Genomic DNA, 13,673 nt, shown 5'->3' on the forward strand with positions numbered 1-13,673 from the left:
CTGCCTCCGGTTTCGGAAGGCAGGGGGCTGTTGCGTCGGTTCAGCAGCCGGAGCGCCACTTGTGGGAGTCGTAGTCGTTGTCCGCCATGTCCCAGTCGCGCCAGTCGCCCTGCGGCAGGCAGAACGCCATCGTCCGGTAGTTCACATCGAAGTAGAGCACCACGTCGTCATAGGTGCCGGGGTGTCCGTTGTTGTAGATGGTCTCGGCGTCGTCGTGCATGCCGTCGTCGCCCCACCAGCTGTCGTCGCCCTCCCACTTGGCCATCCGGCCCTCGGCGTTGTCGTCGGACCAGGCACAGAAGAAGCCCCGGGGGCAGGCGCCGATGTCGGGGTCCGCGGTGGTCGCGGCGTTGGCGGACACGGTGGTGGTGCTGCCGGCCAGGAAAACGATGGCCAGGAACGCGCTGACTCTCTTGGCGGTTGATCGCAAGGCGGTCTTCTCTTTCGTCGTAGTGGTCACGAAGGCCCGAGGACGGTAGTGGCCTTGGGCAGTGCGGCCCGTTCCAGCCGCTCCAGCTGCTGGAACTCCCGCCGGGTCTCGGCGGTGGTCTTGGTGAGGTGTTCCGCGTGCAGGTCGCGGACGGTGCCGGCCAGCGAGGTGGTGGTCGCGCAGTCGGCCTCGGTCACCGCGCCGGCGATCTCCGCGGCCCGGATCGCCTGGCGTGACTGGCCTTTGCTGCGCTGCTTCACGACCTCCATCAGCCGGCCCGGGGTATCAGCGGCATAGCCGCGGCCGCGCACGCAGGTGGCCCATTCGGCCAGGGCGGCGACGTACCGCGGGTCGTGGTGGACCTTCGAGTAGACGATGTAGACCAGCCCGTCGGCGGTCCGGCGAGCGCGGAACCACTGCGGCAGGTCGCCGTACAGGGCGCGGCGCGCGGTGGCCAGGCAGCCCTTGTCGCTGGTGGAGATCCGGCTGCCGTCGCCGAGTTCGAAAGAGATCTGTTTGCCGTCACCGATCAGCGTGCGTTCCCAGCGCCGGGCCTCATCTGCGGGCAAGCTCTGGACGTGGGCGCTGTTGGGGTTCGTACTGCGGGGCGCCGGGTTGGGGTCGTCGTAGCCGTGCACCTCGGCCCAGGCGACGTCGTCGATGATGTAGGCGAACCGCCGTTCGGTGCGGGGCGGCGGCACGGGGCGTTCGTCGTACCGGAAACCGGCCGCTGTCATGCACTGCTTGATCAGCCGCTGCTCGGCCTGGTGGAGCAGCGCTTGGTCGGCAGTGCTGATCGGCGCCGCGGCGGCGCTGGCGTCGGTCGAGCCGCCTGACCTGGTCAGTGCGACGGTGCCGAGGGCAGCGGCGGCGATGAGGACAACAGCGGCGGCTGTCCGGACGAGGCGCGTGGTCGACATGAGCTGGACTTTAAGCATGCGTGGTTACGCACGGCGTTCACTTAGATACAGATAGAAGTGATGCTTCTCATGCCTTATTTGTTAGGGAGGTTGCCTATTTAACTGCTACCGACCTATGGTGAGCGACATCTGTCCCTCAAACCGCCCGTTGGGGAGAAGCATGTCGGTGAAACGTCGGAGTTTTGCGTTGCTGGTGGCAGCCGCGGTGGTGGTCCCGGTCGGACTGACCGCGGTGCCGGCCGAGGCGCACAGTCAGAAGCGTGTTGTCGGTTACTACACCCAGTGGAGCGGCTACGACCGCAACTTCCTGGTGAGTGACCTGGTCAAGAACGGAACGGCCGCCAAGCTCACCCACCTGAACTACGCGTTCGGCTTCCTGGACGCGCAGGGCAAGTGCGTCAGCAGTGACCCGTGGGCCGATTATCAGCGGCCGTTCACCGCCGAGCAGAGCGTTAGTGGCAAGGCTGATGAGGCCGGGCAGCCTTTGGCCGGCAACCTGAACCAGCTCAGGCAGCTGAAGCAGAAGTTCCCGAAGCTGCGGATCAGCATCTCGCTCGGCGGCTGGACCGGATCGAAGTACTTCTCCGATGCTGCCCTCCCGGCCAACCGGGCCGCGCATGTGAAGTCCTGCCTGGACATGTGGATCAAGGGCAACCTTCCCGGTGCACCGGCCGGAGCCGCAAAGGGTGTCTTCGACGGCATCGATCTCGACTGGGATGGCCGGCCAGCGAGGGCAACCCCGGCAACGTGATCCGGCCGGAGGATCGCGAGAACTTCACCGGGCTGGTGCGCGAGTACCGCAAGCAGCTCGACCAGGCCTCCTGGCCCTTCCGCGGCCGCTACAACCTGACCGCGTTCCTGCCCGCCGACCCGGTCCAGATCGACCGGGGTTTCCAGGTCAAGCAGGTGTTCCGGGACCTGACCTTCGCGACGACGCAGGGCTACGACTACCACGGCGCGTGGGATCCGGTGACGAACCAGCAGTCCGCGATCGACGGGCCGGCGGGTGACCCGTCGACGGCGGAGTTCAGCTCCCAGGTGACGATCGACGCCTACCTGGAGCGCGGCGCGCCGCGGAACAAACTGGTGATGGGCGTGCCGTTCTACAGCCGCGGCTGGACCGGCGTGACCAACCAGAACAACGGCCTCTTCCAGCCCGCCACCGGCCCCGCGCCGGCGACGTACGAGGCCGGTTACGAGGACTACCGCCTCCTGAAGGCGAAGGCTGCCGCGTTCACCGTGCACCGCGACGAAAAGGCCGGCTTCGCCTGGCTGTTCGACGGTACGACGTTCTGGACCTGGGACGACCCGATCGAGATGAAGCGCAAGGCGCGCTACATCTCCGACCGCAAGCTCGGTGGCGCGATGATCTGGTCGCTCGACGGTGACACCGCAAATGGCGAGCTGATCTCTGCGTTGCACCGTAATCTGCGCTGAGTGGACAGTGAATTCTTGATGGACCGGTTCGGCGCGAGCAGCGCCGAGCCGGTTCACGTTGGGCACTCCGAGGCGACGGTGGTTCGGCTGCAGCGGGGTGCGGAAGTCCTTTATTACAAGGAAGGGCCGGGTGTCGGCAACGAGGCCGACCGCCTCGCTTGGCTCGGCGACACCGGCTTCCCGTGTCCGCGGATCGTCGACCGTGGCGACGACTGGATGCTCACCTCAGCGCTCCCCGGTCGCGACGCTTCCCAGCCGTGGCCGGCCGCCGACAGGCCCGCAGTACTGCGGGCTGTTGCTGATGGGCTTCGTGAGCTTCATGGGTTGACGGACTGCCCGTTTGTTTCGCCGTTTCCTGGCGAGCGGGTGGTTGTCACGCATGGCGACTATGCGGCGCCGAATGTCTTCATCGATCCCGAAACCCTGCAATTCAAGGGGATTCTCGATCTCAGCCGGCTGGGGCTCGGGGATCCGTACGTCGATGTCGCGCTGATGGTGAAGAGCCTCTCGGGCAGTCTCAATCCGCAGTACGGCGGGCCGTCGGCGGCTCGGCGGTTTGCCCAGTACTACGGCGCCGATGCCGACGACCCGCGGATCGAGTTCTACATCGACCTCGACAACACCGGCGTCTAGCTGCGTCAGTTGGACTCGTGCAGCGTGGTGCCGAGGCCGTGGACAGGTGGGATCGAGCCGAGTTTGCCCGCCTGGAAGTCTTCGAAGGCCTGGATGACCTCTTCGCGGGTGTTCATCACGAACGGGCCGGCCATCGCGATCGGTTCGCGGATCGGGCGGCCGCCGAGGACGACGACCTCCAGGTTGGGTTCGGCGGAGGGCTGGGAGAGCGCGGCCGCCGTACGGATCGTGTCGCCGGGGCCGAAGAGGGCGAGCTGGCCCTTGCGGATCGGGCGGTGCTCGGCGCCGACCGTTCCCTGACCGGCGAGCACGTAGACGAGCGCGTTGTAGTCCGGCTGCCACGGCAGCACCATCTCGGCGCCGGGGCTGACGGTCGCGTGCACCAGCGTGATCGGGGTGTTCGTCGAGCCAGGACCTTCGTGGCCGTCGACCGAGCCGGCGATCACCCGGATCAGGGCACCGCCGTCCGGCGTGGTCAGCAGGGCCGAGTCGCCACCGCGGATGTCCTGGTACTTCGGGGTTGCCCACTTCTGCGCTCTCGGCAGGTTCACCCAGAGCTGGATGCCGTGGAAGAGTCCGCCGCTGAGTACGAGGTGCTCCGGCGGGGTCTCGATGTGAAGCAGGCCGCTGCCGGCGGTCATCCACTGGGTGTCGCCGTTGGAGATGACGCCACCGCCACCCTGGGAGTCCTGGTGCTCCATGATCCCGTCGAGCATGTAGGTGACGGTCTCGAAGCCGCGGTGCGGGTGCCACGGGGTGCCCTTCGGCTCGCCCGGCGCGTACTCGACCTCACCCATCTGGTCCATGTGGATGAACGGGTCGAGGTCACGCATGTCGACGCCGGCGAAGGCGCGGCGTACCGGGAATCCCTCGCCCTCGTAGCCGCTCGGCGCCGACGTCACCGACCGGACGGCCCGCTCGCTGGCGACGGCCGGGTCGGGCTGGTGGACGCGCGGCAGGACGGTGATGTCGCTGACGGTGACGGCAGGCATGTCAGGCTCCTCGGTGGTGGTTCAAGAATAAACTACCTGCCACAACTCCAGCAAGCCCCTTGGCATTCCGGGGCAAAAAGCACGCCGAGCTTCGCGCCCTGGGGGCGCGAAGCTCGGCGGAAGGGAAGGAAGGCGAGGCCGGTCGAAGCAGCCGGAGCCTGTGGCCGGGCGGGCTGAGCCGGCGGGCAAGCCGTGGCGGCTAGTCGACGGTTACCAGTTCTTTCTCTGTCGGCTCTTTCGGGCGGAGGGAGTCGCCTTCGATGTCTACCTTGGGGGTGATGCGGTCCAGCCACTTCGGGAAGTGCCAGGCCCGGTCGCCGAGGAGGGAGAGGACGGCCGGGACGACGGCCATCCGGACCACGAAGGCGTCGATCAGGACGCCGATGGTGAGGCCGAAGCCGATCGTCTTGATGATCGGGTCCTCGACCAGGATGAAGCCGGCGAACACCGCGGCCATGATCAGCGCGGCCGCCGTCACCACCCGGGCCCCGTGGCCGACACCCTGGATGGTCGCCTCGGTGGCGTGCTTGCCGTGTACGAACTCCTCCCGCACCCGGGACACGATGAACACCTCGTAGTCCATCGCCAGCCCGAACAGGATGCCCATCATGATGATCGGCAGGAAGCTGACCAGCGGTCCGGGGGAGTCGACCCCGAGCAGCGACGCGCCCCACCCGTTCTGGAAGACGCCGACCGTGATGCCGAAGGTCGCGCCGATCGTCAGCAGGAAGCCGAGCGTCGCCTTCAGCGGTACCAGGATCGACCGGAACGCCAGCAGCAACAGCAGGAACGAGAGCCCGATCACGACCAGCAGATAGATCGGCAGCGCGGCCGTCAGCTTGTTCGACACATCCACGCCCACTGCCGTGTTGCCGGTGATCGAGATCGACGCGTCGCCAGTGGCCAGTGGCTTCACCGCGGACCGCAGATCCTTCACCAGTTCGGCGGTCTCCTCGGTCGCCGGTCCACTCTTCGGGATCACGCTGACCAGCCGGGTCGATCCGTCAGCGCTGGCCGGGCCGGGCTGCGCGGCGACCACGTCGCCCAAAGTCTTGCTCTTGGCAATGACCTGCTCGACCAGTACGCCGGAGGCCGCCGCGCTGTCGGTCTTCACCACGACGACCAGCGGCCCGTTCGAGCCGGGACCGAAGGCGGCCGCCGCCAGGTCGTAGGCAACCCGCTGATTGGTCCCAGCCGCAGCCGAAGCACCATCGGGCAGCGCCAGCTGCATGTCCTGCGTCGGAATCGCCAGTACGCCGAGCCCAATGATGCCCACGGCAACAACTGGGATGCGGAAGCGCGTCATCAACCGCGCCCACCGGAAGCCGAACCCCTCAACCGCCGGGGTCACAGCAGTCTTGCGGATCTTCCGCGGCAACACCTTCCGGCCCATGAACCCGAGCAACGCCGGCAGCAGAGTCAACGCAACCAGTACTGCGGTCAGTACCGTCGCCGCCGCGGCAAGCCCCATCGCCGTCAGGAACGGAACGCCGACCACACTCAACCCGGCCAGCGCGATCACCACAGTCGCACCAGCGAACGTCACGGCCGAGCCGGCCGTCGCAGTCGCCCGGGCGACCGACTCCTCGGGGTCCATCCCCGCCGCGAGCTGCGTGCGGTGCCGCGAGCTGATGAACAAGGAGTAGTCGATGCCGACCGCGAGTCCGAGCATCAGCGCCAGGATCGGCGCGCTGGACGAGACATCGACGAACGAGGTGACGATGAACAGCCCGGCCATCCCGGCCAGTACGCCGAGCAGTGCGGTCAGCAATGTCATGCCTGCCGCGACCAGCGAGCCGAACGTGACGACCAGGACGAGGGCCGCGATCGCGACGCCGATCGCCTCGGTAGACCCGATCTCCGGCGCTCCGCCGACGATCTGTCCTCCCGGCGCCACCTGCAGATCGCCACTGCTCAGTGCGGAGAGGTGGTCATACGCCTCGGTGGTGTCCTTCGCCAACTCGTCGGCCGGTTTGTCGAACTGGACGCTGATCAGTCCGGTCCGGCCGTCCGGGCTGATCGCCTTGCTGGTGAAGGGATCGATCGCGGCGGCCACCTCGGGCACGGCCGCGACCTTGGCCACGGTCGCGCCGACGGCGGCCTTCGCGGCCGGATCCATCAGCGTCTTGCCCTCAGGTGCCTTCACGACCACCGACGACGAGGCGCCGCTGGCGGCCGGCAGGTCCTTCTGCAGTGCGTCGAGCGCCCGCTGCGACTCGGTCCCGGGGATCGAGAACGTGTTCGAGGTCTGGCCGCCGAGCGTCAGCGCGCCGACCCCGAGCAGGACCAGGACGAAGGTCCAGATCGCCGCGACGAGCTTGCGCCGTTGGTAGGAGAACCGGCCGAGCCGGTAGAGGAGGTTGGCCATCAGGAAGCGTCCGTTCGCTAAGAGCAGGAGGGCAGGGGAGAAGAGGGTCAGGCAGGTGGCTGGAGCAGTCGGCGCAGTGCGGTGTCGCAGAGGGTGCGGAGTTCGTCGTCGGTCTGCTCGCCCGGGCGCCGGCATTCGTTCAGGAGCCCGCCGATCGCGAAGCCGGCGATGGCGTTCTCGAGCGGGTCCGGACTGCCGGCCATGTACGCCGTCAGTCGCATCCCGGCCGCGACGAGGTCCGTGAACTCAGGCATCTCCTCGATCGACTGCAGGACGTCCTGCAGCACGTTGATGATGCCGCGCTTCTCGACCGCGAGCTCGACGAAGCGACGGATGGCCAGCTCCTGAGCGGCGGCCGGGGAGAGTCCTTCCAGCTCGGCGAGTACTTCGTCCAGTGCGGCCGCGGACGGCTCGAGGACGGCCGCCAGGACAGCGGCCTTGCCGTTGAAGTGGTACAGCACGGTCGCCTTCGAGCAGCCGGCCGCGGTGGCGATGTCCTGCAGCGAGGTGGCGTTGTACCCGGCTACCTGGAACAGCTCCATCGCGCGCTGGACGATCTCGCGCCGGGTCCGTTCGCGGACCGGAGTACTGGATGCCATGGTCCTGACCATAACTGACCGATCGGTCAGTTACCAACCGATCGGTCAGGATTGTGTGCCAGTTCACGCTGCCGCGGGCGGCCCTGGCAGACTCCGGTGTTGTGACAGCGGAGATTCTGGACGGAAAAGCGACCGCGGCGGCGATCAAGAGTGAGCTCGCGGTCCGGGTGGCGAAACTGGCCGAGCAGGGCATCGTGCCCGGGCTCGGCACGATCCTGGTCGGCGACGACCCGGGCAGCCATGCCTACGTGGCCGGTAAGCACCGGGACTGCGCGGCGGTCGGGATCGCGTCGATCCAGGTCGAGCTGCCGGCCACCGCGACCCAGGACGAGATCGGGGCCTTGGTGATCGAGCTGAACGAGAACCCGGAGTGCACCGGCTTCATCGTCCAGCTCCCGCTGCCCAAGCACGTCGACACCAACACGATCCTCGGCCTGATCGACCCGGACAAGGACGCCGACGGGCTGCACCCGATGAGCCTCGGCAAGCTCGTCCTCGGCCAGGACGGCCCGCTGCCCTGCACCCCCAAGGGCTGCGTCGAGATCCTCCGCCGGTACGACGTGCCGATCGCCGGCGCTCATGTGGTTGTCGTCGGCCGTGGTGTCACCGCGGGCCGGCCGATGGGCCTGCTGTTCACGCGTCGCTCCGAGAACGCGACCGTCACCCAGTGCCACACCGGCACCAAGGACCTGGCCGCTGTCGTCAAGACGGGTGACATCGTGATCGCCGCCGCCGGCTCGGCCGGGCTGATCACCGCTGACATGGTGAAGCCGGGTGCCGTCCTGCTGGACGTCGGCACCAGCCGCAACGCCGAAGGCAAGATCGTCGGCGACATCGACCCGGCCGCCCGCGAGGTGGCGAGCTGGATCGCGCCGATGCCCGGCGGGATCGGTCCGATGACGCGCGCGATGCTGCTCACCAACGTCGTCGAGGCGGCCGAGGCGGCCCAGTCGGTCGCGGCGGGCTGATGACCGGCGAGGCCGAGCGGCGCAGCGAGTGGCCGCTGGTGCTGTCCGGGCTGGTGGCGCTGACCGGCCTGGTCACCCTCACCTTCTACGACTGGCGCAACGGCGTCCTGATCTTCGCCGGCGGCGTCCTGCTGGCAGCCCTCCTACGCCTAACCCTCAGCGATCCCGCCGCAGGACTCCTCCGAGTCCGAGGCCGAATGTTCGACACCGCCTTACTGGCAGGCGTAGGCGCAGCAATAGGCCTACTCGGCCTCATCGTCCCCAACTGATCCGCGCAGGCTCCGTCAGGGGCGAAGCTGTCGGTGCGCTTAAAGAAAACGATTGTCATGTGCTAGCTTACGGCTCGACCCGTCCGTCGTCCCTGGAAGAGCTCCCGTGCGCGTTTTCGCCCCCCTTGTGTTGTCCTCGTCTCTGTTGCTGACCGGCTGTTTTGCCGGTGCTGGTGCGGAGACCACCGCGAAGGCGGAGGGAGACGGCCGGATCAAGCTGGCGATGATGTTGCCGCCGCGGTCGGCGTTGTCGCCGTTCAGCGATGACGCCTTCAAGCTGTCCCGCTGGAGTACGGCGGAGACGCTGATCAAGCTGGACGAGCTCGGCGACGCCCAGCCCGCGCTGGCCACGTCCTGGAAGCGCAGTACGCCGCTGACCTGGGAGTTCACCATCCGCTCCGGCGTCAAGTTCCACGACGGCACGGTGCTGACCGCGCAGGACGCCGCCTTCGCGCTGACGCGGGCCACCACCGCGTCGCCGAAGCCGCGCATCCTGGACGGCGTCCAGCTCACAGCAGTTGCCAAGGGCAACACTGTGCTGGTCACCACCGCCGAGGCCGATCCGCTCGTGCCGCAACGCCTTTCCTCGCCGCAGCTGTCGATCCTGGCCAAGGCCGCGTACTCCGGGAAGCGGGTCAGCCCGGTCGGCACCGGCAGCGGGCCGTTCAAGCTCGTCGAGGTTCGCGGTACCAGCAGCGCCCGCCTCGACCGGTACGACGGGTACTGGGGTGAGAAGGCCCACGCTGCCGGGATCGACGTCTCCTTCGTGCCGGACGGCGCCGCCCGAGCCGCCGCGATCCGGAGCGGCTCGGCCCACCTGGTCGAAGGGATCCCGGTCTCCCAGGCGGCTCTGCTCGAGCCCAAGACCATCGCCGAGGTCCCCATGCCCCGGACGAACACCCTCTACCTCAACACCACAACAGGTCCGTTGAAGGACCCCGCGCTCCGGGCCGCCATCCGCTCCGCCGTCGATCGGGAAGCCCTGGTCAAGGGCGTGTACGAAGGCCGAGCAGACCTGGCCTCCGGCCTGCTGGGCCCAGCCCTACCTTGGGCCGCCAAGGGCAGAACCGAACTGACCGACCGCACCGCCCCCAAGCCCCCAGCCGGTACGACGATCACGCTGGCGACCTTCACCGATCGAGCCGAACTCCCCGAGGTGGCCTCGGTCCTCCAGCAGCAACTGCAGAAGGCCGGCTTCGTGGTGAAGCAGGTCGTCCGCGAGTACGCCCACATCGAAGAGGACGCTCTGGCCGGCAAGTTCGACGCCTTCATCCTCTCCCGGGCCACCGTGCTCGATTCGGGCGACCCGGTCGCCTACATGTACAGCGATTTCGCCTGCAAGGGATCGTTCAACATCGCCCAGTTGTGCAACCCCGCGGTCGACGCGGCGCTGACCAAGGCGGCGGCGATCCCGGCCGGCGACGAGCGGCGGGCCGCGATCCTGCAGGCCGAGGCCGCGATCCTCCGCACCGACGCGGCCGTCCCGTTGCTGCACGAGCGGGTCATCCAAGGTGACGCGCCCGAGCTGATGAACTCCGCCAAGGACTCGCGGGAGCGGATGCTCGTCACGGCGGAGACCCAACTGCGGTGAGGAACGCCGCCACGGCCCTGATCACGCGCGTCGTCGCGACCGCCCTCGTCGTCATCGTCATCGGTCTGCTGCCCTGGCTGTCCGGCCGCGATCCCGCTCTGTCGGTACTCCGCGCCCGGTCCGCCGACCAGGAACCGACGCCTGAGGCGCTTGGTGCGATCCGGGCCGAACTCGGGCTCGACCAAAGCCCGCTGCAACTCTTCGGGCGCTGGTTCGGCGGAGTACTGCGGGGCGACTTCGGCCGGTCCTGGACCAGCGGCGACGAGGTCCTGCCGTCCATCCTGTCCGCAGCCGGCGTCTCGCTGACTATGATGCTGGCCGCCCTGCTGATCGCCGTGGTCATCGCTGTCGCCGTTTGCCTGCCCACGTTGATCCGTGGCGCTCGTGGCACGCTCCGGACCGGGCCGACCGGAGTCACCGCGAGCACGTTGGCCGCAGTACCGGAGTTTCTCCTGGCCACGTTGCTGATGCTGGGCTTCGCGGTCTGGCTCCGGTGGCTCCCGCCGTACGGGTGGGAAGGGGGGCAGCACCTGATCCTCCCGGCGCTGGCGTTGGGCCTGCCTGCCGGTGGATTCCTGGGACGGCTGGTCGACGACACATTGCCGGCGGTGTTCGCGGAGCGTTGGGTCGGCCTTTGGCGTTCCGCTGGGTGCACCCCAGCTCGGATCGCAGCAGCCGCAGTACGCCGGGCCGTGCCGGCTGTCGTGCCCCTGTTCGGGCTAGTGGCGGTCGGCCTCACCGGGGGCGCGGTCGCGGTGGAGGCCGTGTTCGCAGTACCAGGGATCGGCCGTACTGCGCTGGACGCGGCCGAGTCGCAGGACCTGCCTTTGTTGCAAGGGTCCGTACTGATCCTGGTGCTGCTCGGAGTAGTCGCGGGACTGCTGGCCCAACTGACGAGGCGTCGCCTGCTGGGACCCGGCTTGCGGGACGAGGCCCTCACCTTGACGATGCCGGTGACAACAGTCGGGCGCCTGCAGCGAGTGGTTCCTATCGTCTGTGCTGTTCTGCTGGCTGTTGTGATCGGCTGGGGACTGTTCCTCGAACCACTGGAACTCGACACGACCGCTCGCCTTGCTGCGCCCAACTGGACGCACCCGCTCGGGACCGACTCCCTCGGTCGTGACGTTCTTGCCAGAGTCGGACACGGTGCTGCTGCGACGGCTGGGGTGGCCATCCTCGTTTGCCTTGCGTCGTACGTCGTGGCCATGGTCGCGGGCTTCCTGCCCAGCGTGACGACCGGCGCTGCCGAGACTGCGAACGCGGTACCGCCGGTGATCGCCGGCATCGTGGTCGCGGCCGTGCTCGGCCCGGGCACCATCGGCGCGTCGATCGCCGTCGCGCTCGTCTCCTGGCCCTCGCTCGCCGCACATGCGGCGGCCCTGGTGCAGGAGACTCGAGCCGCCGGCTATTTGACCGCGCAACGCGCCATCGGGTCGAGCCCGACCTGGATCCTCACCCGGCACGTCCTTCCGGCGGTGGCTGGTCCGGTCGCACGCCACGCAGTGATCCGGTTGCCCGCGATCGCTTTGGCCCTTGCCTCGTTGGGATTCCTCGGTCTCGGCTCCCAGCCGCCGGCGCCCGAATGGGGAGCGACCTTGGCCGAGTCGTTGCCCTACGTGGAGCGCGCACCGTGGGCGGCACTCGCACCGGTGGCGATGCTCCTGCTCCTGGCAGCGCTGGCCGTCTCGCTCTCGACGTTGCCGGCTCCGCGCAGAACCCCTGCTGCCGAAGGGATTCGGGGATGACGGCGCTGCTCGAAGTACGGGATCTCGAGGTCACAGTCCGCGGCCGGGGTGGGCCGGTGACCGCAGTACGAGGGTTGTCGTTCGACGTGGCGCCCAAGGAGATCCTGGCCATCGTCGGTGAGTCCGGTGCGGGCAAGTCGCTGACTGTCCAGGCTGTGCTGGGTTTGCTCGGGCCCAGCGCCGAGGTGCGGGGCAGCGTTCGGTTCGCCGGCCGGGAGTTGGCCGGTGCTGCGCAGAGTTCGTACCGCGATCTGCGGGGGCGACGCCTGAGCTTCGTTCCGCAGGATGCGTTGTCGGTGCTCAGTCCAGTGCACCCGGTCGGAGAGCAGTTGGCGATCGCGATTCGCTCGGTCCAGGGTGGCGGACGGAAGGCGGCTTTCGACGCAGCGGTCCGGGCGTTGGAGCGCGTCGGCATTCCCGAGGCGGGCCGGCGAGCGCGGGCGTATCCGCACGAGTTCTCGGGCGGGATGCGGCAGCGGGCCGTGATCGCGATGGCGATGGTCAACGAACCCGAGCTGATCTTCGCCGACGAGCCGACCACGGCGCTCGATCCCCGGATCCAGGCCCAAATCCTGGAGCTGCTCAACCGCGTTCGCGACGAGTCCGGCGCGGCGGTGGTGCTGGTGACGCACGACCTGGCCGCCGTTGCCGGGTTCGCTGATCGGGTGCTAATCATGGCGGCCGGGCGCGAGGCCGAGTCTGGACCGGTGGATCAGGTGCTGACCGCTCCACGCTCCCCGTACACCGCGGACCTGATCGCCTCGCTCGAGGAGCTCTACCGATGACCCCGCTGCTCGAAGTCCGCGACCTCACCGTCCGGTACGCCGGAAGGCGACGCGCGGAGCCGATGGTCGCCGTCGACCGGATCTCGTTCGAAGTCCAGGTGGGCGAAACCCTTGCGCTGGTTGGCGAATCCGGCTGCGGCAAGTCCAGTACTGCGGCCGCCGTCCTGCGGTTGCGCCGTCCCGACGGTGGTGAGGTCCGGTTCGAGGGAGTCGATCTGGCCACCCTCGACAAGGCGGCGCTGCGCGGATTGCGGCCGGCCCTGCAGCCTGTCTTCCAGGATCCCTATGGCTCGCTCAGCCCGCGGCTGCGGGTCCGCGACGCGATCGCCGAACCGCTCCGCGTCCAGGGCCGCTGGGATCCGGTCGGCGGGCCGGCCCGAGTCGACGAGCTGCTGGAGCTGGTCAAACTCGACCGGTCCCTGGCGGGGCGACTGCCTCGCGAGCTGTCCGGCGGCCAGTGCCAGCGGGTCGGCATCGCCCGGGCACTGGCCAGCAATCCGAGGCTTCTCGTCCTCGACGAACCGGTCTCCGCGCTCGATCCGTCGATCCGCGCCGGCGTGATCAAGCTGCTCATCGAACTGCAGAAAGAGCTCGGCCTCGGCTACCTGTTCATCTGCCACGACCTGCGACTGGTCCGGCACGTCGCGGACCGGATCGCGGTGATGCAGCAAGGCCGGATCATCGAGTCCGGCCCCAGCGCCGAGCTCTACGCCAACCCGTCCACGGAGTACACCCGCACCCTGCTGGCCGCCGTACCGTCCTTCCCGGCCTGATCCCCGACCAGACCGTCCTCGAGCTGTATCGGACGCGTTGATTGGCTGGTGTCAAGAGGGGCGGCGTCATTTGCCGGAAGCTGCAAATGTCGGCGGGCGAGCAACGGTCTGGACCAGTCCGGCGTCTCACTGTGTGTGCCGCCCCGGATCCGCACTGTGAGGC

At 68.5% G+C, this 13,673-nt stretch carries 14 protein-coding genes; 9 read left to right on the forward strand and 5 right to left on the reverse strand.

The annotated features are described in order from the left end of the window. Positions 1–40: 40 nt before the first annotated feature. Positions 41–460 (reverse strand): peptidase inhibitor family I36 protein, encoded by a 420-nt coding sequence (locus tag ACQPYM_RS06805; protein WP_433016507.1) that lies wholly within the window; start codon positions 458–460, stop codon positions 41–43. Beyond that, complete coding sequence (locus ACQPYM_RS06810) at positions 457–1,350, reverse strand: hypothetical protein (protein WP_433016510.1); 894 nt, start codon at positions 1,348–1,350, stop codon at positions 457–459. The genes ACQPYM_RS06805 and ACQPYM_RS06810 overlap by 4 nt, the downstream gene beginning before the upstream one ends. A gap of 160 nt (positions 1,351–1,510) precedes the next feature. Between ACQPYM_RS06810 and ACQPYM_RS06815 the strand changes: the two genes are divergently transcribed. The 3 genes from ACQPYM_RS06815 to ACQPYM_RS06825 are packed head-to-tail and all read left to right on the forward strand — an operon-like array spanning position 1,511 to position 3,420. After that, positions 1,511–2,101, forward strand: a complete 591-nt coding sequence (locus ACQPYM_RS06815) for a glycoside hydrolase family 18 protein (protein ID WP_433016513.1) — start codon at positions 1,511–1,513, stop codon at positions 2,099–2,101. Then, positions 2,098–2,787 carry a glycoside hydrolase family 18 protein gene (locus tag ACQPYM_RS06820; RefSeq protein WP_433016516.1) on the forward strand — a complete coding sequence of 230 codons (690 nt, stop codon included), beginning with the start codon at positions 2,098–2,100 and terminating at the stop codon, positions 2,785–2,787. The genes ACQPYM_RS06815 and ACQPYM_RS06820 overlap by 4 nt, the downstream gene beginning before the upstream one ends. Further along, the gene (locus ACQPYM_RS06825) at positions 2,788–3,420 is read left to right on the forward strand and encodes a phosphotransferase (RefSeq protein WP_433016519.1); all 633 of its coding nucleotides are present in this window, start codon (positions 2,788–2,790) and stop codon (positions 3,418–3,420) included. It begins immediately after the preceding gene. A gap of 5 nt (positions 3,421–3,425) precedes the next feature. On the opposite strand, the gene ACQPYM_RS06830 is transcribed toward ACQPYM_RS06825, so the two are convergent. From ACQPYM_RS06830 to ACQPYM_RS06840, 3 genes are all read right to left on the reverse strand, one after another. Then, positions 3,426–4,412 carry a pirin family protein gene (locus ACQPYM_RS06830; protein WP_433016522.1) on the reverse strand — a complete coding sequence of 329 codons (987 nt, stop codon included), beginning with the start codon at positions 4,410–4,412 and terminating at the stop codon, positions 3,426–3,428. 199 nt (positions 4,413–4,611) lie between these two features. After that, positions 4,612–6,780 (reverse strand): MMPL family transporter, encoded by a 2,169-nt coding sequence (locus ACQPYM_RS06835; protein WP_433016525.1) that lies wholly within the window; start codon positions 6,778–6,780, stop codon positions 4,612–4,614. A 47-nt stretch (positions 6,781–6,827) separates the two neighbouring features. Beyond that, positions 6,828–7,379, reverse strand: coding sequence for a TetR/AcrR family transcriptional regulator (locus tag ACQPYM_RS06840; RefSeq protein ID WP_433016528.1), 552 nt, complete (start codon positions 7,377–7,379; stop codon positions 6,828–6,830). 101 nt (positions 7,380–7,480) lie between these two features. Here ACQPYM_RS06840 and ACQPYM_RS06845 point away from each other — a divergent pair, with 101 nt between their 5' ends. From ACQPYM_RS06845 to ACQPYM_RS06870, 6 genes are all read left to right on the forward strand, one after another. Next, positions 7,481–8,347 (forward strand): bifunctional methylenetetrahydrofolate dehydrogenase/methenyltetrahydrofolate cyclohydrolase, encoded by an 867-nt coding sequence (locus ACQPYM_RS06845; RefSeq protein ID WP_433016531.1) that lies wholly within the window; start codon positions 7,481–7,483, stop codon positions 8,345–8,347. Next, complete coding sequence (locus tag ACQPYM_RS06850) at positions 8,347–8,616, forward strand: DUF3017 domain-containing protein (protein WP_433016534.1); 270 nt, start codon at positions 8,347–8,349, stop codon at positions 8,614–8,616. Before ACQPYM_RS06845 ends, ACQPYM_RS06850 begins: the two co-directional genes overlap by 1 nt. Positions 8,617–8,722: 106 nt before the next feature. Further along, positions 8,723–10,207, forward strand: a complete 1,485-nt coding sequence (locus ACQPYM_RS06855; RefSeq protein WP_433016537.1) for an ABC transporter substrate-binding protein — start codon at positions 8,723–8,725, stop codon at positions 10,205–10,207. After that, positions 10,204–11,952 (forward strand): ABC transporter permease subunit, encoded by a 1,749-nt coding sequence (locus tag ACQPYM_RS06860; protein ID WP_433016540.1) that lies wholly within the window; start codon positions 10,204–10,206, stop codon positions 11,950–11,952. Before ACQPYM_RS06855 ends, ACQPYM_RS06860 begins: the two co-directional genes overlap by 4 nt. Next, the gene (locus ACQPYM_RS06865) at positions 11,949–12,737 is read left to right on the forward strand and encodes an ABC transporter ATP-binding protein (RefSeq protein ID WP_433016543.1); all 789 of its coding nucleotides are present in this window, start codon (positions 11,949–11,951) and stop codon (positions 12,735–12,737) included. Before ACQPYM_RS06860 ends, ACQPYM_RS06865 begins: the two co-directional genes overlap by 4 nt. Further along, complete coding sequence (locus tag ACQPYM_RS06870) at positions 12,734–13,510, forward strand: ATP-binding cassette domain-containing protein (protein ID WP_433016546.1); 777 nt, start codon at positions 12,734–12,736, stop codon at positions 13,508–13,510. Before ACQPYM_RS06865 ends, ACQPYM_RS06870 begins: the two co-directional genes overlap by 4 nt. The last annotated feature ends 163 nt before the right edge of the window (positions 13,511–13,673 follow it).

The sequence above is a fragment of the Kribbella sp. CA-294648 genome (genome assembly GCF_050943845.1).
Taxonomy (GTDB): domain Bacteria; phylum Actinomycetota; class Actinomycetes; order Propionibacteriales; family Kribbellaceae; genus Kribbella.

Excerpts from the sequence above, each read along its gene's own strand:
- ACQPYM_RS06810 (WP_433016510.1), bottom strand. The coding sequence starts at position 1,350 with ATGTCGACCACGCGCCTCGTCCGGACAGCCGCCGCTGTTGTCCTCATC.
- ACQPYM_RS06815 (WP_433016513.1), top strand. The coding sequence starts at position 1,511 with ATGTCGGTGAAACGTCGGAGTTTTGCGTTGCTGGTGGCAGCCGCGGTG.
- ACQPYM_RS06830 (WP_433016522.1), bottom strand. The coding sequence starts at position 4,412 with ATGCCTGCCGTCACCGTCAGCGACATCACCGTCCTGCCGCGCGTCCAC.
- ACQPYM_RS06835 (WP_433016525.1), bottom strand. The coding sequence starts at position 6,780 with ATGGCCAACCTCCTCTACCGGCTCGGCCGGTTCTCCTACCAACGGCGC.
- ACQPYM_RS06840 (WP_433016528.1), bottom strand. The coding sequence starts at position 7,379 with ATGGCATCCAGTACTCCGGTCCGCGAACGGACCCGGCGCGAGATCGTC.
- ACQPYM_RS06850 (WP_433016534.1), top strand. The coding sequence starts at position 8,347 with ATGACCGGCGAGGCCGAGCGGCGCAGCGAGTGGCCGCTGGTGCTGTCC.
- ACQPYM_RS06865 (WP_433016543.1), top strand. The coding sequence starts at position 11,949 with ATGACGGCGCTGCTCGAAGTACGGGATCTCGAGGTCACAGTCCGCGGC.
- ACQPYM_RS06870 (WP_433016546.1), top strand. The coding sequence starts at position 12,734 with ATGACCCCGCTGCTCGAAGTCCGCGACCTCACCGTCCGGTACGCCGGA.